This is a genomic window from Rhizobium leguminosarum (assembly GCF_004123835.1).
GTDB lineage: Bacteria > Pseudomonadota > Alphaproteobacteria > Rhizobiales > Rhizobiaceae > Rhizobium > Rhizobium leguminosarum_M.
Genome location: NZ_MZMU01000015.1, coordinates 179,475 through 198,394, shown reverse-complemented (window position 1 = coordinate 198,394; position 18,920 = coordinate 179,475). Strand labels below are relative to the sequence as shown.

Sequence of the window (18,920 nt, the reverse complement as noted above, 5' to 3'; positions counted from 1 at the left end):
GGACAATGCCGGTCGAACATGCCGCCATCATCGGCGCCGGGATATCAGGGCTGACCGCTGCCCTTGCGCTTTCGCGCCGGGGTATCAGCTCGGAGATCTTCGAACAAGCGGGCGAACTCACCGACATCGGCGCCGGATTGCAGGTTTCGCCGAACGCCTCCCGCATCCTTGCCGAACTCGGTATCCTTGACGGGCTGTCAAAGGTCTGGCTCGAGCCGGACGCGATCCGGCTGATATCGGGCAGCTCGCTGCGCCAACTCGCGGCGGTGCCAGCCGGCAAATTCGCGCGGGAACGCTGGGGCGCTCCTTATGGCGTCCTCCACCGCACCACATTGCAGAAAGCGCTTTTGGCTGCGGTTACGGCCGATCCGCGCTGCCGGCTTCACCTTGGCGTGCGGATAGATTCGACCCTACCGCCTTTCGAGCGGACGGCCGATGTTGTGATCGGCGCGGACGGCGTCTGGTCGAAGCTCCGGCAATTCGTTCCGAGCAGCCCATCGCCGCGCTTTTCCGGCAATATCGCCTACCGTTTCACCATTGCCGAAACGGAGGCGCCCGGTTTCCTCGACCGGGCAAGCGTTTCGGCTTTCCTCGGCGGTTCGGCGCATCTCGTCTGCTATCCGCTGAGGGAAACCGGCAGCTTCAACATGGTGGCGATCACCGCCGGCAATATCGCGCCGCAGGCCTGGCAAAGCGAGGCGACGGAAGAACAGCGGGCGCAGCTGCGGGCGCGCCTTTCCGGCTGGAACGCCGCGATCGTCTCGCTGCTCGACAGAAATAGGAAGCTGACGTTCTGGCCGCTGTTCGAAACCACATCAGGCGCATGGCAGGACGGTCGAAAGACGGTTCTGATCGGCGACGCCGCGCATGCGATGATGCCGTTTGCCGGCCAGGGAGCAGCCATGGCAATCGAAGACGCCTACGAACTGGCGGCGTTTCTTTCGAACCGTCCCGTGGCGGAAGCGCTGGCGCGCTTCGAAAGACATCGGGCGCCACGCATTGCGAGGCTTCGCCAGCGCGGCGCCTTCAACCGGTTCGCCTATCATGCGAAAGGGCCGATCCGGATCGGCCGCGATTTCGTGCTCGGCCTCAAGCCGCCGCTCAGTCTGGCGGCAGATCTCGATTGGATCTACGGCTATCGGGCTGCAGATCTGCGTTGAGTTGCCGCCAGCGACGACGAAGCGTGTCTGGTCAGACGGCGCTTGCCGCCGCAAAACCCCGCTCGATATCGGCCTTCAGGTCGGCCACGTCCTCGATGCCGATCTGCAGGCGGATGACCGGACCGTCCGTCGGCGCCTTGGCGATCTTGCGATCGTTGAGATAGGCATGCAAGGCCAGGCTTTCAAAGCCACCCCAGGAATAGCCGAGACCGAAAATCCTGAGCGCGTCGAGGAAGGCATGCGCCTTTGCTCTGGACTTCTCGGGGCCGTCGGCGGCCAGCACGAAGGAAAAGATGCCGCTGGCGCCTTTGAAGTCGCGCTTCCAGAGATGGTGAGAAGGGAAGCTCGGCAGGGCCGGATGCAGCACGCGGGCGACGTCGTCCCTGCCCTCCAGCCATTCCGCGATATCAAGCGCGCTTTCATAATGCCGCTCGAGGCGCAGGCCCATGGTGCGTAATCCGCGCAGGATCTGGTAGGCATCGTCGGGTGCGCCACAGATGCCGAGCACGCCGTTTGCCTCCTTCAGCCGCTCCCAATGCTCGGCATTGGCCGAAACCGTTCCGAGCAGGATGTCGGAATGGCCGGACGGATATTTCGTCGATGCGTGGATCGATATATCGACGCCGTGATCGAGCGGCCTGAAATAGAGCGGCGTCGCCCAGGTATTGTCCATCATGACGACGGCGCCGTGGCGGTGCGCAACCGCCGAGATCGCCGGAATATCCTGCATCTCGAAGGTGTTGGAGCCCGGAGCCTCGGTGTGAACGAGCTTGGTGTTCGGCCGGAACAGCGCCTCGATGCCGGCGCCGATCTCCGGGTGGTAATATTCCACCTCGACGCCGAGGCGCTTCAACATCGTGTCGCAGAAATGGCGCGTCGGGCCATAAACCGAATCGACCACCAGCGCATGATCGCCGGCAGCGACGAAACCCAGGAACGGAATGGTGACGGCCGCAAGGCCCGACGGCACGAGGATCGTTCCGGCCGAGCCTTCGAGCGCGTCGATCGCCTCGCAGAGTGCATCCGTCGTCGGGGTGCCGCGCGTTCCGTAGGTATATTTCTGCGTGCGCGTCTCCATCGCCCGCGCATTCGGAAACAGCACCGTCGAGGCATGCACGACCGGCGGATTGATGAAGCCGTGATAATCGAAGGGGTCGTTGCCGATATGGGTCAGGCGGGTGTTGATGCCGGCATTCTGCAGCAAGCTGTCTTTGTCGTTCATGTCGGAAATAGCCTTTGGCGAAGGGTCGCGAAACCAGACTTTTGGACGCCGCGCCGTTTCCGGTCAACCCTTGAAGATTGATGCAAGCGACGGCCTGGAATGATGGAATTCTTGATTTTCGCGTTATTTTTCCGCAATCGGACGCCTATTTCATGGCCAAGTGCCCATGAATGCAGCGCGATCTACCAAAATTCTGAATTTTGCCGCAATTATTGAGCGCGACACTTGACCATAGTGACATTTGCGACTGTGATAGACCCACTCGCGCCGGGAGGGTGTCGAGACAATGGGGAGGCGGCACGGATTGTCGGCACGCACTCTCCACAAGAAAAGATAAGACAACGGAAAAGGTTGGGAAAATGAAAAATAAGCTCCTGTCGGCCGCCATCGGCGCAGCAGTTTTGGCAGTTGGCGCCTCGGCCGCCTCCGCCACCACTCTCTCAGACGTCAAGGCAAAGGGTTTCGTTCAGTGCGGCGTCAACACCGGCCTTACCGGCTTTGCCGCACCTGACGCTTCCGGCAATTGGGCCGGCTTCGACGTCGACTTCTGCAAGGCCGTCGCTTCGGCCGTGTTCGGCGACCCCACCAAGGTCAAGTACACGCCGACAAATGCGAAGGAACGCTTCACCGCTCTGCAGTCCGGTGAAATCGACGTTCTCTCGCGCAATACGACCTGGACGATCAACCGCGACACCGCACTCGGCTTCAACTTCCGTCCCGTCACCTATTATGACGGCCAAGGCTTCATGGTGCGCAAGGGCCTGAACGTGAAGTCGGCTCTCGAACTCTCCGGCGCCGCAATCTGCGTGCAGTCGGGCACGACCACGGAACTGAACCTCGCCGATTATTTCAAGACGAACAATCTGCAATACAATCCGGTCGTCTTCGAAAATCTTCCTGAGGTCAACGCTGCCTACGACGCCGGTCGTTGCGACGTTTACACCACCGACCAATCCGGTCTCTATTCGTTGCGTCTGACGCTGAAAAATCCCGACGAACACGTCATCCTTCCTGAGATCATCTCCAAGGAGCCGCTTGGCCCGGCCGTCCGTCAGGGTGATGATCAGTGGTTCGATATCGTTTCCTGGACGGCTTATGCGCTGATCAATGCCGAAGAGTTCGGCATCACCCAGGCAAATGTCGACGAGATGAAGAACTCGCCGAACCCGGACATCAAGCGCTTCCTCGGCAGCGAGACCGACACCAAGATCGGTACCGATCTCGGCCTGACCAATGATTGGGCCGCCAACGTCATCAAGGGCGTCGGCAATTATGGCGAAATCTTCGAGCGTAACATCGGCCAGGGCAGCCCGCTCAAGATCGCGCGCGGCTTGAATGCTCTCTGGAACAAGGGCGGCATCCAGTACGCACCGCCGGTTCGTTAATCGAACACTGACATGAAATACCGGGAAGGCGGCCAAGCCGCCTTCCAGCCTCCAAAAAGTTAAAAAGAAAGCCCGAAAAAGGGCACAAGGGGATTGGCACGACATGACGCATGAGGCTGTGGATACGACACCTTTGCATGGCACCGGCTGGAGTTTCCGGTCGGCAATGTACGACCCGAAATACCGGAGCATATTTTACCAGGTTCTAACAATCGTTGTTCTCGTGGGCTTTGTCTGGTGGGTGGCCCACAACACTGCCGTGAACCTTGCGCGCAGCAATACGGCATCGGGTTTCGGCTTTCTTCGCGGCCGCGCCGGTTTCGAAATCGGCCAGTCGCTGATCAGCTTTTCGAGTGACTCGACTTATGCGCGCGCACTTCTCGTCGGCATTCTGAATACCTTGCTGGTGGCGGTGACCGGTATCTTCACGGCGACCATCATCGGCTTCCTGATCGGGATCGGCCGGCTGTCGCGCAATTGGCTGATTGCCAAGCTCTGCACGGTCTATGTCGAGGTTTTCCGCAACATTCCGCCGCTGCTCGTTATCTTTTTCTGGTATCTCGGCGTTCTCTCCGTCTTGCCGCAACCGCGCGAGTCGGTGGGTCTGCCGTTCAGCATGTTCCTCAACAACAGAGGACTAGCCTTCCCGAAGCCGATCTTCGAGACAGGTATGATAGCGGTCGGCATCGCCTTGGTGATTGCGATTGTCGCCACCATCATCATCGTGCGCTGGGCCCACAAACGCCAAGCCGCAACCGGCCAGCCGTTCCACACCGTATGGACGGCGATCGCGCTGATCGTCGGCTTGCCATTGCTGGTCTTCGTTGTCTCCGGCTTTCCGCTCACCTTCGACCTTCCGGTCGCCGGAAAATTCAACCTCACGGGCGGCTCCGTCGTCGGCCCCGAATTCATGTCGCTGTTTCTCGCTCTGTCCTTCTATACCGCCTCATTCATCGCCGAGATCGTTCGCGGCGGCATTCGCGGCGTTCCAAAGGGACAATCCGAAGCAGCCGGCGCGCTGGGGCTGCATCCGTCGAGCGTGACGAGACTTGTCGTGGTGCCGCAGGCGCTACGCATCATCATCCCGCCGCTGACGAGTCAGTACCTGAACCTGACCAAGAACTCCTCACTCGCCATCGCGATCGGCTTCTCGGATCTCGTTGCCGTCGGTGGCACGATCCTCAATCAGAGCGGTCAAGCGATCGAGATCGTCTGCATCTGGGGTATCGTCTATCTCAGCTTGAGCATTCTCACGTCGCTGTTCATGAATTGGTTCAATGCCAAGATGGCACTGGTGGAGAGATAAGATGTCGGTCGCCGATAAACCCTTTGTCAGAACGTCCATCCTTGCCGCCGAACCGCCGCCGCCCGGCGAGAGGGGAGCCGTCGCCTGGATACGCCGCAATCTCCTGGCAACCCCGAAGGACGTGATCCTGACGGTCCTCGCTCTTGCGCTCATCGCATGGGCCGTGCCGCATCTCGTCAACTGGCTGTTCATCCAGGCCGTATGGTCCGGGCCGGACCGCACATTCTGCGCGACGACGATCCAGGGCGGCATCCAGCCCGACGGCTGGAGTGGTGCATGCTGGGCCTTCATCAGCGCCAAATACGATCAGTTTATATTCGGCCGCTATCCGCTCGGTGAGCGTTGGCGGCCGGCGATCGTCGGGATCCTGTTCATTCTGCTGCTGGTTCCGATGTTGATCCCGTCGGCGCCGCGCAAGGGCCTGAACGCCATTCTTCTGTTCGCCGTCCTGCCAGTCATCGCCTTCTGGCTTCTTCACGGCGGCTTCGGCCTCGAAGTGGTGGAGACTCCGCTCTGGGGCGGGTTGATGGTGACGCTCGTCCTGTCCTTTGTCGGTATTGCCGTCTCCTTACCCTGTGGCATTCTGCTTGCGCTGGGGCGGCGCTCGAATATGCCCGTCATCCGGATGCTCTGCGTTACCTTCATCGAAGTCATTCGAGGCGTTCCGCTGATCACCGTTCTGTTCATGGCAAGTGTCATGCTGCCGCTCTTCCTTCCCACAGGCTGGAACGTAGACAAATTGCTTCGGGCGCTGATCGGTGTGTCGATCTTCACGTCGGCCTATATGGCTGAAGTGATCCGCGGCGGCCTTCAGGCGATCCCGAAGGGACAGTTCGAAGGCGCCGATTCACTCGGCCTCGGCTATTGGCAGAAAACCCGGCTGATCATCATGCCGCAGGCCATCAAGCTGGTCATCCCGAGCATCGTGAACACCTTCATCGGAACGTTCAAGGATACGTCGCTGGTCACCATTATCGGCATGTTCGATCTGCTTGGCATCGTCAAGTTGAACTTCTCCGATTCCAATTGGGCAAGCGCCGTCACGCCGATCACGGGTCTGATCTTCGCGGGCTTCATCTTCTGGCTGTTCTGCTTCGGCATGTCGCGCTATTCAGGCTTCATGGAACGCCATCTCGATACCGGCCACAAACGATAAGAACGCTACAACGATAAGAATGAGGGAAAATAGTCATGGCTGAAGCTCCAGCGAAAAAGCTCACCGTTTCCGCAACGGAAGTGGCGGTCGAGATCGTCAACATGAACAAGTGGTACGGCGACTTCCACGTGCTGCGCGACATCAACCTGAAGGTCATGCGCGGCGAGCGCATCGTCATTGCCGGCCCGTCGGGCTCGGGCAAGTCGACGATGATCCGCTGCATCAACCGCCTTGAAGAGCATCAGAAAGGCAAGATCGTCGTCGACGGCACCGAGCTCACCAACGATCTGAAAAAGATCGACGAGGTGCGGCGCGAAGTCGGCATGGTGTTCCAGCACTTCAACCTCTTCCCGCATCTGACGATCCTCGAAAACTGCACGCTGGCGCCAATTTGGGTCCGCAAGATGCCGAAGAAGCAGGCCGAAGAAGTGGCCATGCACTTCCTGAAGCGGGTCAAGATTCCGGAACAGGCCAACAAATATCCGGGCCAGCTCTCCGGCGGCCAGCAACAGCGTGTGGCGATCGCCCGGTCGCTGTGCATGAACCCGAAGATCATGCTGTTCGACGAGCCGACTTCGGCGCTCGATCCCGAAATGATCAAGGAAGTGCTCGACACCATGGTGGGTCTTGCCGAGGAAGGCATGACCATGCTCTGCGTCACCCATGAAATGGGCTTTGCCCGCCAGGTCGCCAACCGCGTCATCTTCATGGACCAGGGCCAGATCGTCGAACAGAATTCGCCGGCCGAGTTCTTCGACAATCCGCAGCACGAACGCACCAAGCTGTTCCTCAGCCAGATCCTGCACTAGATCGAAGCGTCCCTTGAAAAAGACCCGCCGCACCTTCTGGTTCGGCGGGTCTTTCACATTCAGCGGAAGGCTGTCGCCTGCAGCAGACTGCAGAGACCGGCAAGACCGGAATCACCGCCGGAGGCGGAGATATCGGCGCAACGGGCGAGCATCTTGCGCTGCTCATTGACGGGCCTCGCCTGGAAGGCCTCCAGGGTGCGGATCTGCGACGCGCTGAGACTGCGCTCAGCCGCGGGTCTCCCGCTGCTGCCTGTCCCATCTACCCTGCCGATGGCGAGGTTGGCATCGATGCCATTACCGCTGCCGACCGAGGCCGTGGCGTTGGCATCGATTCCATCGGAACCGCCGGTGCGTGCATTGAGATCGGCATTGACGCCGCGCCCGCCACCGATCCTGGTGTTGACGTCTGCGTCGAGACCGCGGCCGCCGCCGGTACCGGCATTGACATCGGCATCGATGCCCCGGCCACCGCCGGCATTGGCGGTCGCATCGGCATTGACGCCGTTCGAGCCGCCAACGGAAGCATTGGCATCGGCGCTGATTCCGCTCCCACTGCCAATCGAAGCCCCGACATCGGCGCTGACGGCATTGCCTGCATTCACCGACACACCGACATCGATCGCACGCGCATCGCTTGCCGTCATGGCAAGGAGGGCGCAGGTGGATACGAGCACTGCAAAGGACAGTCTATTGTGGTTATGGGTCATGTTTTCCTCCGTTTCCATTCCGCCGAACGATCTGCCCGGCAGTCGAAAATCGAGGAACGCGCGTGCCTTCGATCGATCGGACGCCTGCAACTACAGGACGCTCATGGCAAGGCAACGTGAAGAGATGACGAATGTTTCACGACAGGGCGCGGCAAGTCGGTTGGGCGGCGTATAATGATGCTTCGCGGTTATTGAACTCCGAATCGACGGACCGACTGTGCCAAAAGCGGGCATGTCTGATGATAGTCGGAAGGCTGCTGAAGTATTCCCTCCGATTGCGCCAGCAATCCTCAGCCGGCGGCGAGCAATCCGATGGCAGCTGTTCCTTATGATGGACCACAGCTGTCCTGGGCTTTTCCACCAACGATTGAACATGCTAAAAATAACTCCCTTTCCGCCTGGATATATCAAGCGGGAAGTCCATGTTTCAGCATGTTCTCATCTGATGGAACTGGAGGTTTAGAATGGGTATTTTCGACAAGATCAAACATGCAATCTTTGGAGAGGCGAAAGCAGCCGAACCCGTTGCTGCCGGCGTGCCGAAGACAGAGCCGGCGCCAGCGCCTGCCGCACCGTCGGCAGCCCCCAGTCCGGCGCCTGCGGCCCCTGCCCCGCAAAGCAAGCCGGTCCCCACGGCCACCGCGCCAGGCACAGCCACAGTCGATATCGTCCCGATCCTTGACGCGGCTGTGAAGAAGAGCGGTCAGAAACTCGATTGGCGCCGCTCGATCGTAGACCTGATGAAAGCCGTCGGGATGGATGCGAGCCTGACCGAGCGCAAGGAACTTGCCGCTGAACTCGGCTATACCGGCGACACCAACGATTCCGCAAAAATGAACATGTGGCTGCACAAGGCACTGATGAAGCGGCTTTCGGAAAACGGCGGCAAGGTACCGGCCGACCTCCTGGATTGATCGATGACGCATCGCTGCCGCTATTCTGTGGCGGCAGCCATGCGGGTAACGTCCCGGGCAAGGGACGCCGGACAAGGCGTCCCCTTGCCCGCAGGCGCTGCAACCAATAACGTTTCGCTCGATACTTCGATAATCGATCAGGGGAGAATTAAGTCCAATGAGATTGATGGCAGTCGTTGGTGTTGCACTTAGCCTGGCCTGTATATCGGCCGCAGAATCTCCTTCAAACTATCAATCCTACAGCGGCATTCGGGTCGATACCGACCCGGTCCTCCTGGCTCGATACGACAAGGCACTCCAACACTGCCTGCCGGAGGCAAGCTCATGGCGACGAGGCTCGCCGGACCCGCGAAGCCTGCATTACAACGCGGCTCTCAGAAATTGCCTCTACAGGCGCAGCTTCGTCGACAGAGGCGTCTACGCCTACCCCATCCCCCAGATCTACTTCGACCATTTCCTGGATCGCTGAGAAGAGCCGAGCCGGGTGTTCCAATCTGCCAAACAAAAACCCCGCCATTTTGGCGGGGCTGTCTTCACTGCGTTCTTTGCGCGTCTTAAAAGGCGCGCGGCGCTATGGTCAGCGTTTGCCGCCAGCTGGCGGCCGGCCCTTGCCTGCCGGGCGATTGCCGCTTCCGGACGAGGTCTTGGCGTCATTGCCCTGACCGAAATTGGTGCCGCCGAGATGGCCACCGCCGCTGGTATTGGCAACCTGGCGCTGCGCTTTGCGCAACAGTGCCTCTGCATTGGTCTTGCTCATGAAATTCTCCTCAATGGCTGGAAAACCCAACCGGAATGCCGCTACTGACGTCCGCGGTCAAATACCGAAGGCATATCAGGCAGCGACGATGGGTGTTTGGCGGAGGCTTGCGTCGATCAAAGAATTGCCTGCGTTCATGACGATTCCCCCTCAACCGGCATGACAATCACCCTCCGGCGGCTGCCGGACGGCGCAGAAATCGATTTTGAAAGGAAAGATCAGCTGGGACGCCAAGGGCGCAAACCAAGCTCGACAAGCAATTTCGATAGATGAATCAATATGACGGCAATGTGTTTAAAACAAGTTCCCGGCTTCTGGCTGGAGAGGCATTGCCGACTGCTTTTGCCGATTCATAGAGGATGATCATGCTGCAGCTCCGGTTGGAACGCTTCTTGCAGAGTTACTAATATGTTTATGATGCAAGGACCAAATGTCATGAATCGGTACACATCGCATCAGTTTCCCGCACTGAGGATCCTCATGAGCGGCCAAGATAAATACAGCGTCGTCAGGACCCTCGGCGACGCAGCCACCATGCTCATTTCCGAATGGCCTGGGGATGATGGCGAGGAGTATGTCGTGGCGGTGAGGACATGCCTCGATGCCATCCGCGGCACGACGCCCCCAAACGCCGCGCGGGAAGCGCTGATGAGAGCGGCTGATGAAGCCGGCATCCGTTACCTCTCGGTCGTTCACTGAGATCGCTCGAGCAACAATTCCAGAGAAGAATTTGCGGAAGACGTTCGAGCAGTGCAAAGCCGCCGCTCGAACAGATATAGGCACCGCATTCCTGAGCTTTGCGAATAGCGAAACGACCGCCGAATTCCAGCCGAGCGCAACGTCCTGGCTTCGCCATTGCAAACGCGATTGAAGCACGGCATTTCTGCCTTCTGATCGACCTTCGCAATTTCGCACATGGTCTTTCCCGCGTCACACGAATCGAAATAAACATCAAACGTCGATCAGTGGGTAATTAAGGGAATAATATAATTATGCGCGCGGGTATCGTAACAGTATTGATTGCCATGGGATTGCTTACTGCCTGCACGCCGACGCGTCAGGACTATGATGCTTTCGTCACATTGCTGCAGGGCAGCTCGAGAGCGAGAAGTGAAGCCGTCAAAGAATGCGTGAAGGGCTTCGATGGAAGGACCACCCGCAACTTCGGCCTTTTGACAAACACCTCGGACAAAGACGCTGCGCGCGTTGGCTGCAATCGATTTATCGCAGCGATCGCTTCCGGTCGCGCCACCTATGACGACGTCGTTGACATCAAACGCCACCGGCCCACTCCGAAGCTGATTAAAATTTTTCAAGGTCGCTAAACAGGATCCGGAGCCGGCTTGCGGTGTCAGGCTCGCAAGCCGGCGACTACTCGTTGGCACGAAGCCGCCGCCCAGCAGGCGGCGGACACGGTGCACTCAGGCCGATTGCCAATTCATCTGAGATGGCTATCGTGTGGCATCACCAATCTGCCGTGTGAGATGAGATGATCTACGAGAAGATACCCGGAGGTCCGGAACTGCTGGCGTGGTTCGGCCAGAAGCCGACCTTTCATGACGCGGAAATTTTGAGTCTCGCTCTCAATCGCACTGGCATCAGCGAGCTGAAGATTCACGGCTGGATTGGCACCGACGCTGTTGATCAAGATGGATACCGCATCCTTGACAAGCACGCAGTCGTCACCTTCACCTTCGAAGATATCATGGACCTGCAGCTGCACGGCTTCAGCCACCAGAACGTGATCAATGGTCTCGTCCTCCGCTACGCAACTGATCGCGGTCGAGCCGGTTACTATGCCCTGCCAAAAGGACCGGAAGACATCGAAATCGAGCTCCGACCCTGTTACGGGCTGGATGGATTCATCCGCGCGAAGAAAGTCACCGTGACGTTCCGTCCGGGTCGTCCTGCTGACGACAAACTAACTGCCGCAGCGGTCCCTTGAAGAAAGCTTGTTCCTCGATTTTCGCTTCTGCCCAGCTCATAGCCTGTCCTGGCGTTTCTCCCGTGACATCAGTTGGCTAACCACTGCAGCAGAGAGCGCGTCGTCGGCATATCCAAACGTACCGGCTGTTTTCACCTCCATAGCGGCGCGCATCAACGCCCCCAGCGCGGCCCGCGCGAAAGAGCCGCCGACACTCACGCGGCGCACTCCGACGCTCGACAGTTCGGCAACAGAGTATTTTCGCCCTTTCAAACCCATGACCACGTTGACTGGTTTGTCCACGGCCGCGCAAACGGTTCTGATTGCCTCGATATCAGGCAAGCCGGGTGCGTAAAGCACGTCCGCTCCGGCGGCCGAAAATGCTTGCAGCCGTTCGATGGTGTCGTCCAGATCGGGTCTCTCCCAAAGATAATTCTCCGCCCGCGCCGTGAGAAGGAAAGGCAGACCGCGTGCAGCCTCTGCTGCAGCATGGATGCGTTCGACGGCTTGCGACAGCTCGTAGATCGGGGCAGCAGGATTGCCTGTTGCGTCTTCGATCGATCCGCCGACAAGTCCGGTTTCGCAGGCCAAGCGGATGGTTTCCGCACAGGTTTCTGGCGACGCACCGAAGCCATCTTCAAGGTCGGCAGAGACAGGAAGATTCGTAGCACGGATGATCTCGGCGGCGTTCTCAAGAACCTCATCCCGTCCAAGGCTCGCGAATGAATCCAACTTGCCTTTGGAAAAGGCGTAACCCGCGCTGGTGGTCGCCAGCGCCTCGAAGCCAAGGCTTGCGAGAAGGCGAGCCGAACCGGCGTCCCACGGATTCGGGATGACAAAGGCGCTGTCTCCCTGGTGAAGTGCCTTCAGTCGCTCGAACTTGCCCCTTTGATCCATAAAGGCCACCCCTTGCCCTTCACTGAAGGTGAGACTAGCATCGCGGGAACGAAATGTGAACACGCTCCGCGAACCTGCTTTGGAGAGAAGAGCGACGATGACTCTTGGGGCGCCTTTCCGTCAGTCTCACGCTCCTGGACCGAACATGACTCCGCAGCAGAGGCCGAAACCAGCGATTACCATGTCTTCGGTATGGACACTTGAAATAGTGGCGACCCCTGCAGGAATCGAACCTGCGACAACCTGCTTAGAAGGCAGGTGCTCTATCCAGCTGAGCTAAGGGGCCGTCCGGCGGCCGCGTCTCACGAGCGCGACCGGAAGCGGCATATCTGGACCAGAAATCTCAATGCGTCCAGGGCTGCGTGCGGGTATAGCGGAAATTGTCCGGATAGGCGACGACCTGGCGGACCGGATCCTTCGGTGCGATGACGCGGTATTCGATGCCGTTGCGCTGGGCGTAGGCTTCGGCGAGTTCCTGCGTTTCGAAGGTGAGCTTCACCTGCTGGCGCATATCGCCCGAGGAAGTGTAGCCCATGATCGGATCGATCTTGCGCGCCGACTCCTGATCGTATTCAAGCACCCAGAGATGGGTCTTGGCCTTGCCGGACTGCATGGCGGTCTTGGCTGGACGATAGATCTTGGCAGACATGACTGCAGCGTCTCCGACTATGCGGGCAGCGCCCGCCTTTCATGGTCTCAATCCCGTTGCCGGCCCGTTCTCGGACCTTGGCATCATCGCTGAGGATAATGCCAAGAGATGAATTTTGCTTAGCCGCGAATCCCCGCTTTTTCAAGAAAAAAGGCGGTGTGCGACGCAGCCGTCGACTCCGTTCGCATGACCGCCGACACCGCCTCCCCTTCAAATCCGGTGATTGCCGGCCGGATTTCGCAATATTTCCTCTTGTCTCACCTTGTGATCACAACCTGATTGCCGCTGCCTTCCCTCGGCACTAGTTTACGGCTCAATCGATTTCAGTGGATTTGCAGCTCATGATCAAACGTTCGGCGGAGTTCAATGCCATTGTCATAGGCGCTAGCATCACGGCGTTCTTCTACGTTGTCATCAGCTACGCCCAATATATCGGCCTGATCGCCCACGGCTAAGGTAGCCTTGTGCTGACGTACAATTGCGCCAGGCAGACCGAACTCGTGCGCCTGGCAATCAGGCTGGCGGCCTATCAAGATTTTTCTGTGCTGCATCCACAGGTCCGGCGAGGAATCTTCGGCCAGAGCTGGATTTATGGGTTGCGACGGCGAAGTGAACCGTGTATCTCCCCTGCCATTCACGGCACGGAGTGTAGCGCAGCCTGGTAGCGCATCTGGTTTGGGACCAGAGGGTCGGGAGTTCGAATCTCTCCACTCCGACCATTCAATATCCCGATATTTCGAATTCCTTGACAGGCGCACCGCAGCTCGCGGTCGCGCGCGCCGTTACTTCGCCTTCTTCGTCGTCGTGGCGCTGACGATCCTGTCGCCAGGCTTGATTCCCAGTTTGGCGACGATGCCGGCGTTGAGTTCGACCACGTATTTCACCGCAACCATCGAATCGATGATGTCGCGTGAATAGGGCACTGCCTTTTCCTTGATGTGGCGGATCGTGCCGGTGTCGTCGGCAAAAAGCATGTCGAGCGGCAGGATGGTGTTTTCCATCCACATGGTGACGCGCCGCGGCTGGTCGAAATCGAAGATCATGCCGGCATCATCGGCCATCACCTTGCGAAACATCAGTCCGCGGGCCCTCTGATCGGGGGTCGAGGCGATCTCGACGGTGAAATGCAGCACCTTGCCGGCAGCGGTTTGGATGAGCAGCGGCTCATTGTCGAACCGCATCTCCTCGTCAGCGAACGCCGGCAGCGCAACCATGAAAAAAAGCGCCAGGATGGCGCTTCTGATGGCATCAAATAGGATTAGGCCGCGCATGTTCAGTGCGACCGGCTTGCCGGGCTCGGAACGTCGGGATGGATCTCTGCGGCCATTAGGCCCTTTTCGCCGTCGCCGAAGCGGACGAGAACCACCTGGCCGGGCCGCAGTTCCGTCAGGCCGAAACGGCGGAGCGTCTCCATATGCACGAAGATATCTTCGGTGCCCTCGCCGCGCGTCAAGAAGCCGAAGCCCTTGGTGCGGTTGAACCACTTGACCAGCGCACGCTCGAGGCCGCTCGTCGCGGTAACCTGCACATGGGTGCGTACCGGCGGAAGCTGCGAGGGATGAACCGCGGTAGACTGGTCCATCGAGAGGATCTTGAAAGCCTGGTAGCCGCGCTCACGGCGCTGGATGAGGGCAACGATGCGCGTTCCCTCAAGGATCGTCTGGTAACCGTCGCGGCGCAGGCAGGTCACGTGCAGGAGAACATCCTGCAAGCCGTTGTCGGGCACGATGAAGCCGAAACCCTTGGCGACATCGAACCACTTGACGACGCCGGTGATTTCAACAAGATCGACCGCCTCTCCTGATAGCTCGTCGAGGTCGGAGTATTCGTTCGATGAAATCCTGTCAGCCATTGTCGCCAGCCCCTCGAATACGCGTCACACTGTTACGGTTAACTGATTCTTGAAATCAAGATTAACATCTTGGTAACGGATAAGCGCAAGTCCTAGTTTTCGGTTATTCCCAGGTGCACATTTTATAAAGTTGACTTGCCCGAAGCTGACCTCGGTTCGCCGAAAAAAGCCAGCCCCAATAAAGGAGTAAATAGAATGCGTTATCTACATACAATGGTTCGTGTCAAAGACCTGGACGCCTCGCTTATCTTTTACACCACGCTGTTCGGACTGGAGGAAATTCGCCGCCACGAAAACGAGAAGGGGCGCTTCACCCTGGTTTTCCTGGCTGCCCGCGACGATCTCGACCGTGCGCACAGCGAAAAAGCCCCCTGCCTCGAGCTTACCTACAATTGGGACACGGAAGATTATAGCGGAGGACGCAATTTCGGCCACCTCGCCTATGAGGTCGACGATATTTATGCCACCTGCCAAAATCTGATGGACAACGGCATCACCATCAACCGGCCGCCGCGCGACGGGAACATGGCCTTCGTGCGCTCGCCCGACGGCATCTCGATCGAAATCCTGCAGAAGGGCAGCCCGCTTCCGGCCGCCGAGCCTTGGGCCTCGATGGGCAATACCGGCGCCTGGTAAGGGTTTTCGCCGCAAGGCTTTTGCGAGGCTTGTGGCTTTTTCGATTTCGGGTCCGGCCGGCGCCTCGGCGCTTGCCGCGATCCCGCGCCGAAGGCAATCTCCTGGCGACTCGAAGCGGAAGAATGGTGCTATTCGCCGTTTTTCCGTATCAACTGGAGACTGTCGCTTGCGTAAGATGCAGATGCGGATGCCCGTGACGGGCGGTTTGCTGATCGCCACCTCGATGCTGGCACTGTCCGGCTGCGCGTCGGACAAGAAGGCGCTCGATTCGGCAGCGGCGGTTCCGGCGGTGCCGGCCGCAACACCACAGCTAGCCACGGCAGCGCCTGCAAGCCCTGCCCCACGTTCGGTCTACACCGATCCCCGGCTCGTAAACGTCTCCGGCGCCCAGGGCGCGCCTCAGGTCGTGGCACAAGATCCAAATGCCGCCGTCCCGCCCGCCGGTTCGGCAACGGCGGCGCCCGCCAATATTGGCGGGCTGGTCCTGCAGTCGACCCGGATCAACGCGCAAGCGATGAGCATCTTTTCCGATCACCAGCCGGCGCCGCAGAACAACAGCACGTCCACCGTCATTCAGCCGCAGGCCTATGTGCCGGTGGAAGGTGCAGCACCGGCGCGAAGCAGCGTCTACAGCCAGCCGCCCGTGCCTCCACAGCCGGCGGAGCCGGTGCTGCCGCAGCAATCCTCGCAGAATAGCAGCACGCAGCTTGCGCCCGTGCAAACGGCGTCGCTGGCGACGGGCAGCATTCCGACCTCGACGATGAACGCGCTCTACAGCGCGCCGAAGCAGAACCTGCTCGGCAGCCTCTCGGGCCTGCTGCACAAGGCGGCCCTGCCCGGCATGACGCGTATCGCGCCGAACGGGCTGCATCTCCAGAACGACAAGGTCGAGGTCGGTTGCTTCAAGCCCGACCTGCTGAAAGTGATCAAGATGGTCGAAAGTCATTTCGGCCGGCCGGTCATCGTCACCTCCGGCTACCGTGACGAAGAGCACAACCGCCTCGTCGGCGGCGCTGACGAATCGATGCACAAGAGCTGCGAGGCGGCCGACATCCAGATCGACGGCGTGACGAAATGGGACATCGCCGCCTATATCCGCTCGTTGCCGGACCGCGGCGGCGTCGGCACCTACTGCCACACGGATTCGGTTCACCTCGATACCGGCAAAACCCGCGACTGGAACTGGGGTTGCGGCGGCAAGCGCGCACCGATAACGACGGCAAGAGCGATCTGACGGCCGCGCGATTTTCGCATTACGTTACGGAAGCACCGCCTCGTCTCGATAAAGAAACAACCGGCAGCCTATTGATTCAGCTTCGATAATCGGCTTCTCGAACGCACCAGGATTTCCTGTCATTTTTTTGAAAGAAAACCGCAATTCCGCTTGCGGGATTCAAAACGCCTGACTATAAGGGCGCCACCACGAAGGAAGCGCCCTTCGTCTATCGGTTAGGACACCAGATTTTCATTCTGGGAAGAGGGGTTCGACTCCCCTAGGGCGTACCACTTTCTCTCCATATAGAAGCCATCACTTCCGCTTGCAGAAGCCGGCGCGCGCTCCTATTTTAACGAGGCTGGCTGCGCGCCCTTCGTCTATCGGTTAGGACGACAGATTCTCATTCTGTAAAGAGGGGTTCGACTCCCCTAGGGCGTACCACTCCTGGTCACAGAAGCCATTCTCGGCGTTCTATTCGACCAGACACGACCCGCCAATTCTCAGGGCTGGACCCGTCCTACCGGCAGGATCGATGGCCTCTATCAGCTCTGCGATCCTTGTAGATCGGCACTGCCGCTCGGCCGGCGATCAGGGTTTTTCAGCGATATCTCTCTCCGTCATGCCGATACCCTCCAGAATCTTTTTCCGCAGGTAGGCGTCACGGCTTGGGTAGAGCGTCGAGGTCCGCATGGCGGCTTCCCCCTCATGGAACCGAATGAACTGGCCGCCTGACTGAGGGGTCACCTGTCCCCAGTGCGGAACGCTATTGCCGTTCGGATCGCCGGTCTTGATGAAGTTGGCGAGATAGGCGATGGTCATGTCGCGCATCGCGAAATCGGGGTCCGTCCATGGAAGCTGGTCGCGGTTTCCGGGGCGGAGCGAGCCGTTGAAGTACCAGTTGTCTCCCGCATGCCAAGCGCGACGAAACCCCTGATCCTTGCCCGGCGGCCAGTGGTCCCAATAGTAGAGATAGACGTTGGCGTTGCTGTGGGTTTTGGCAAATTCCGCCCCGAGGCGCACATATTCGAACATGTAGTCGTTCAACATCCGCAGCGACAATCGATAGGCTTCCACCGGGTCGTTGGTTTCGTAGAGCGGAAAGACGGCGTCGTCGACATTGCCCGCCTGGTGCGGTCGGATCGCCGCCAGCATCGCCTCATGCTGCTCGCCCTCCGTCATTTTCAGGTCGTTCGGCCGCAATCCGGTATATTCGTCCGCCGTCTGACCGATGATGATATCCAGACCGTCGAAATCGCCCGGCTGAAGCAGGTTTACCGACTCCTTGGTGAATACGTAGTCGTCGATGGTATAGAACTGGTTTGTCGCGACGGCGCCTGTCATTGCACCGTAAAGCGTTTCCTTTCCGCCCTGCCAATTCTCCAGCCAGGCCTTGCTGTCGATCGCCCGAAGGTCGGCAAGCGTCACCTCTTTGCCGAAGAGCTTATTGACCGCATCCTGGTTTTGCTGGGATTTCTTGGCGAAGTCGACAACCTTCCCCGGCAGGAAGCCGGTGAAGCTCGATTGAATGAATGCGCGCTTGAACAGACCCTTTGCCAGCGGCGTCCGGAGGAGCGCAACGGTGTTTTCGCCACCCGCCGACTGGCCGCCGATCGTCACGGTCTTCGGATCCCCTCCAAACGCCTCCGCGTTCTTTTGGATCCAGTGAAGGGCATCGACGAGATCGAGGACCCCGAAATTGCCTTTCGGGCCCTTGCCACTGTCCTTGCCCATCTCCGGCAGCGACAGCCAGCCCATCGCTCCAAGGCGATATTGCACGGAGACGACGACCACGCCTTTCGCCGCCAACTGCGCGGCATAGAGGTCCTTCATCTCGCTTGAACCCAGGCGGTTGGCGCCGCCGTGGATAAGCATATAGACGGGGAGCCGATCGCCGGTGCTGTGGGCCGGGGTCCAGACAGCAAGGTTCAAGCCGTTGTCGCTGATCGGCGCCCGGCCGAGACTGTTCGGGTTCTGGAACATCTGGTCGCCCCACTTGTCAGCCGTGAGAACACCATCCCATGGCTTCACCGGCGGCGCTGGCTTCCAACGGTTTTCCCCACCGACATTTCCAGCGAATGGAATGCCGAGGAACTGGGTAACGCCGGGGGTGTCGCTCGGGACGCCCTCGACCCGGCCTCCGGTGACAGTCGCCTGCGTGATTGGCGCTGCTCCGTCGGTCGCGTCCGCACTGTTTGCCGCGATCAGCAACAGGCTTGCCATCAGGACGACAGCACCCGTTCCGCTTTTGCTAATGACAGCCTTGAACTTCCCACTCGTTCTCATGCCTTCCTCCCAGGTTAATTGCTCTATCGCCGCGTGGAACTGCCGGG

The 18,920-nt window shown here is 59.4% G+C and carries 21 protein-coding genes and 4 tRNA genes; 15 read left to right on the top strand and 10 right to left on the bottom strand.

The genetic code is table 11. The features are described 5' to 3' along the window. The first annotated feature begins 5 nt into the window (after window positions 1-5). Window positions 6-1,160 (top strand): FAD-dependent monooxygenase, encoded by a 1,155-nt coding sequence (locus B5P46_RS23190; protein WP_129420767.1) that lies wholly within the window; start codon window positions 6-8, stop codon window positions 1,158-1,160. Between the two features lie 31 nt (window positions 1,161-1,191). Here B5P46_RS23190 and B5P46_RS23185 read toward each other — a convergent pair whose 3' ends face one another. Next, entirely contained in the window at window positions 1,192-2,382 is a 1,191-nt protein-coding gene (locus B5P46_RS23185; RefSeq protein WP_129420766.1) for a cystathionine beta-lyase, read from the bottom strand. Between the two features lie 359 nt (window positions 2,383-2,741). On the opposite strand from B5P46_RS23185, the gene B5P46_RS23180 reads away from it, so the two are divergent. From B5P46_RS23180 to B5P46_RS23165, 4 genes are all read left to right on the top strand, one after another. Continuing rightward, complete coding sequence (locus B5P46_RS23180; RefSeq protein ID WP_003559026.1) at window positions 2,742-3,767, top strand: amino acid ABC transporter substrate-binding protein; 1,026 nt, start codon at window positions 2,742-2,744, stop codon at window positions 3,765-3,767. A gap of 103 nt (window positions 3,768-3,870) precedes the next feature. Next, a complete protein-coding gene (locus B5P46_RS23175; protein ID WP_129420765.1) occupies window positions 3,871-5,073 on the top strand; it encodes an amino acid ABC transporter permease in 1,203 nt (400 codons plus the stop codon). Between the two features lies 1 nt (window position 5,074). Next, on the top strand, window positions 5,075-6,229 hold the full coding sequence (locus B5P46_RS23170) for an amino acid ABC transporter permease (protein ID WP_129420764.1): 1,155 nt from the start codon (window positions 5,075-5,077) through the stop codon (window positions 6,227-6,229). A gap of 35 nt (window positions 6,230-6,264) precedes the next feature. Continuing rightward, the gene (locus B5P46_RS23165; RefSeq protein ID WP_012757299.1) at window positions 6,265-7,038 is read left to right on the top strand and encodes an amino acid ABC transporter ATP-binding protein; all 774 of its coding nucleotides are present in this window, start codon (window positions 6,265-6,267) and stop codon (window positions 7,036-7,038) included. Window positions 7,039-7,097: 59 nt separating this feature from the next. Here B5P46_RS23165 and B5P46_RS23160 read toward each other — a convergent pair whose 3' ends face one another. Continuing rightward, on the bottom strand, window positions 7,098-7,745 hold the full coding sequence (locus B5P46_RS23160) for a hypothetical protein (protein ID WP_129420763.1): 648 nt from the start codon (window positions 7,743-7,745) through the stop codon (window positions 7,098-7,100). A 464-nt stretch (window positions 7,746-8,209) separates the two neighbouring features. Between B5P46_RS23160 and B5P46_RS23150 the strand changes: the two genes are divergently transcribed. Beyond that, window positions 8,210-8,659 carry a DUF3597 domain-containing protein gene (locus tag B5P46_RS23150; protein WP_129420762.1) on the top strand — a complete coding sequence of 150 codons (450 nt, stop codon included), beginning with the start codon at window positions 8,210-8,212 and terminating at the stop codon, window positions 8,657-8,659. 157 nt (window positions 8,660-8,816) lie between these two features. Beyond that, the gene (locus tag B5P46_RS23145; protein ID WP_129420761.1) at window positions 8,817-9,128 is read left to right on the top strand and encodes a hypothetical protein; all 312 of its coding nucleotides are present in this window, start codon (window positions 8,817-8,819) and stop codon (window positions 9,126-9,128) included. Window positions 9,129-9,236: 108 nt separating this feature from the next. On the opposite strand, the gene B5P46_RS23140 is transcribed toward B5P46_RS23145, so the two are convergent. Further along, on the bottom strand, window positions 9,237-9,416 hold the full coding sequence (locus tag B5P46_RS23140; protein ID WP_003559012.1) for a hypothetical protein: 180 nt from the start codon (window positions 9,414-9,416) through the stop codon (window positions 9,237-9,239). A 408-nt stretch (window positions 9,417-9,824) separates the two neighbouring features. Here B5P46_RS23140 and B5P46_RS23130 point away from each other — a divergent pair, with 408 nt between their 5' ends. The 3 genes from B5P46_RS23130 to B5P46_RS23120 all read left to right on the top strand — a co-directional run bounded on the left by B5P46_RS23130 (window position 9,825) and on the right by B5P46_RS23120 (window position 11,361). Next, entirely contained in the window at window positions 9,825-10,115 is a 291-nt protein-coding gene (locus B5P46_RS23130; RefSeq protein WP_018241867.1) for a DUF982 domain-containing protein, read from the top strand. 293 nt (window positions 10,116-10,408) lie between these two features. Next, entirely contained in the window at window positions 10,409-10,741 is a 333-nt protein-coding gene (locus tag B5P46_RS23125) for a hypothetical protein (RefSeq protein ID WP_129420760.1), read from the top strand. Between the two features lie 164 nt (window positions 10,742-10,905). Further along, complete coding sequence (locus tag B5P46_RS23120) at window positions 10,906-11,361, top strand: Imm50 family immunity protein (RefSeq protein ID WP_129420759.1); 456 nt, start codon at window positions 10,906-10,908, stop codon at window positions 11,359-11,361. Between the two features lie 36 nt (window positions 11,362-11,397). On the opposite strand, the gene B5P46_RS23115 is transcribed toward B5P46_RS23120, so the two are convergent. The 4 genes from B5P46_RS23115 to B5P46_RS34570 form a co-directional block, all read right to left on the bottom strand. Next, the gene (locus B5P46_RS23115) at window positions 11,398-12,237 is read right to left on the bottom strand and encodes an isocitrate lyase/PEP mutase family protein (RefSeq protein WP_129420758.1); all 840 of its coding nucleotides are present in this window, start codon (window positions 12,235-12,237) and stop codon (window positions 11,398-11,400) included. A gap of 209 nt (window positions 12,238-12,446) precedes the next feature. Further along, window positions 12,447-12,523 (bottom strand) — tRNA-Arg (locus B5P46_RS23110). Window positions 12,524-12,580: 57 nt separating this feature from the next. Further along, complete coding sequence (locus B5P46_RS23105; protein WP_003539138.1) at window positions 12,581-12,886, bottom strand: ETC complex I subunit; 306 nt, start codon at window positions 12,884-12,886, stop codon at window positions 12,581-12,583. Window positions 12,887-13,209: 323 nt separating this feature from the next. After that, window positions 13,210-13,437 carry a hypothetical protein gene (locus tag B5P46_RS34570; protein ID WP_164986533.1) on the bottom strand — a complete coding sequence of 76 codons (228 nt, stop codon included), beginning with the start codon at window positions 13,435-13,437 and terminating at the stop codon, window positions 13,210-13,212. Window positions 13,438-13,528: 91 nt separating this feature from the next. Between B5P46_RS34570 and B5P46_RS23100 the strand changes: the two genes are divergently transcribed. Further along, window positions 13,529-13,605: transfer RNA gene (locus B5P46_RS23100), tRNA-Pro, on the top strand. Window positions 13,606-13,668: 63 nt separating this feature from the next. Here B5P46_RS23100 and B5P46_RS23095 read toward each other — a convergent pair. Both B5P46_RS23095 and B5P46_RS23090 read right to left on the bottom strand, forming a co-directional pair. Continuing rightward, a complete protein-coding gene (locus B5P46_RS23095) occupies window positions 13,669-14,157 on the bottom strand; it encodes a DUF192 domain-containing protein (protein WP_129420757.1) in 489 nt (162 codons plus the stop codon). Window positions 14,158-14,159: 2 nt separating this feature from the next. Further along, complete coding sequence (locus B5P46_RS23090; RefSeq protein WP_003539135.1) at window positions 14,160-14,738, bottom strand: cold-shock protein; 579 nt, start codon at window positions 14,736-14,738, stop codon at window positions 14,160-14,162. A gap of 195 nt (window positions 14,739-14,933) precedes the next feature. On the opposite strand from B5P46_RS23090, the gene gloA reads away from it, so the two are divergent. The 4 genes from gloA to B5P46_RS23070 all read left to right on the top strand — a co-directional run bounded on the left by gloA (window position 14,934) and on the right by B5P46_RS23070 (window position 17,031). Continuing rightward, entirely contained in the window at window positions 14,934-15,374 is a 441-nt protein-coding gene (gene gloA / locus B5P46_RS23085) for a lactoylglutathione lyase (RefSeq protein ID WP_129420756.1), read from the top strand. A 175-nt stretch (window positions 15,375-15,549) separates the two neighbouring features. Beyond that, window positions 15,550-16,608: a YcbK family protein gene (locus B5P46_RS23080; protein WP_432431487.1), complete on the top strand. Its 1,059-nt coding sequence runs from the start codon at window positions 15,550-15,552 to the stop codon at window positions 16,606-16,608. 197 nt (window positions 16,609-16,805) lie between these two features. Then, window positions 16,806-16,880: transfer RNA gene (locus B5P46_RS23075), tRNA-Glu, on the top strand. Window positions 16,881-16,956: 76 nt separating this feature from the next. Further along, window positions 16,957-17,031, top strand: a tRNA-Glu gene (locus B5P46_RS23070). 147 nt (window positions 17,032-17,178) lie between these two features. Here B5P46_RS23070 and B5P46_RS23065 read toward each other — a convergent pair. Then, entirely contained in the window at window positions 17,179-18,873 is a 1,695-nt protein-coding gene (locus tag B5P46_RS23065; protein WP_129420754.1) for a carboxylesterase family protein, read from the bottom strand. Window positions 18,874-18,920: the final 47 nt, after the last annotated feature.

What these genes read in the sequence shown, in the direction of transcription:
- B5P46_RS23190 (WP_129420767.1), top strand. Translation starts at nt 6, where the DNA reads ATGCCGGTCGAACATGCCGCCATCATCGGCGCCGGGATATCAGGGCTG.
- B5P46_RS23185 (WP_129420766.1), bottom strand. Translation starts at nt 2,382, where the DNA reads ATGAACGACAAAGACAGCTTGCTGCAGAATGCCGGCATCAACACCCGC.
- B5P46_RS23180 (WP_003559026.1), top strand. Translation starts at nt 2,742, where the DNA reads ATGAAAAATAAGCTCCTGTCGGCCGCCATCGGCGCAGCAGTTTTGGCA.
- B5P46_RS23175 (WP_129420765.1), top strand. Translation starts at nt 3,871, where the DNA reads ATGACGCATGAGGCTGTGGATACGACACCTTTGCATGGCACCGGCTGG.
- B5P46_RS23170 (WP_129420764.1), top strand. Translation starts at nt 5,075, where the DNA reads ATGTCGGTCGCCGATAAACCCTTTGTCAGAACGTCCATCCTTGCCGCC.
- B5P46_RS23165 (WP_012757299.1), top strand. Translation starts at nt 6,265, where the DNA reads ATGGCTGAAGCTCCAGCGAAAAAGCTCACCGTTTCCGCAACGGAAGTG.
- B5P46_RS23160 (WP_129420763.1), bottom strand. Translation starts at nt 7,745, where the DNA reads ATGACCCATAACCACAATAGACTGTCCTTTGCAGTGCTCGTATCCACC.
- B5P46_RS23150 (WP_129420762.1), top strand. Translation starts at nt 8,210, where the DNA reads ATGGGTATTTTCGACAAGATCAAACATGCAATCTTTGGAGAGGCGAAA.
- B5P46_RS23145 (WP_129420761.1), top strand. Translation starts at nt 8,817, where the DNA reads ATGAGATTGATGGCAGTCGTTGGTGTTGCACTTAGCCTGGCCTGTATA.
- B5P46_RS23140 (WP_003559012.1), bottom strand. Translation starts at nt 9,416, where the DNA reads ATGAGCAAGACCAATGCAGAGGCACTGTTGCGCAAAGCGCAGCGCCAG.
- B5P46_RS23130 (WP_018241867.1), top strand. Translation starts at nt 9,825, where the DNA reads ATGTTTATGATGCAAGGACCAAATGTCATGAATCGGTACACATCGCAT.
- B5P46_RS23125 (WP_129420760.1), top strand. Translation starts at nt 10,409, where the DNA reads ATGCGCGCGGGTATCGTAACAGTATTGATTGCCATGGGATTGCTTACT.
- B5P46_RS23120 (WP_129420759.1), top strand. Translation starts at nt 10,906, where the DNA reads ATGATCTACGAGAAGATACCCGGAGGTCCGGAACTGCTGGCGTGGTTC.
- B5P46_RS23115 (WP_129420758.1), bottom strand. Translation starts at nt 12,237, where the DNA reads ATGGATCAAAGGGGCAAGTTCGAGCGACTGAAGGCACTTCACCAGGGA.
- B5P46_RS23105 (WP_003539138.1), bottom strand. Translation starts at nt 12,886, where the DNA reads ATGTCTGCCAAGATCTATCGTCCAGCCAAGACCGCCATGCAGTCCGGC.
- B5P46_RS34570 (WP_164986533.1), bottom strand. Translation starts at nt 13,437, where the DNA reads ATGCAGCACAGAAAAATCTTGATAGGCCGCCAGCCTGATTGCCAGGCG.
- B5P46_RS23095 (WP_129420757.1), bottom strand. Translation starts at nt 14,157, where the DNA reads ATGCGCGGCCTAATCCTATTTGATGCCATCAGAAGCGCCATCCTGGCG.
- B5P46_RS23090 (WP_003539135.1), bottom strand. Translation starts at nt 14,738, where the DNA reads ATGGCTGACAGGATTTCATCGAACGAATACTCCGACCTCGACGAGCTA.
- gloA (WP_129420756.1), top strand. Translation starts at nt 14,934, where the DNA reads ATGCGTTATCTACATACAATGGTTCGTGTCAAAGACCTGGACGCCTCG.
- B5P46_RS23080 (WP_432431487.1), top strand. Translation starts at nt 15,550, where the DNA reads ATGCAGATGCGGATGCCCGTGACGGGCGGTTTGCTGATCGCCACCTCG.
- B5P46_RS23065 (WP_129420754.1), bottom strand. Translation starts at nt 18,873, where the DNA reads ATGAGAACGAGTGGGAAGTTCAAGGCTGTCATTAGCAAAAGCGGAACG.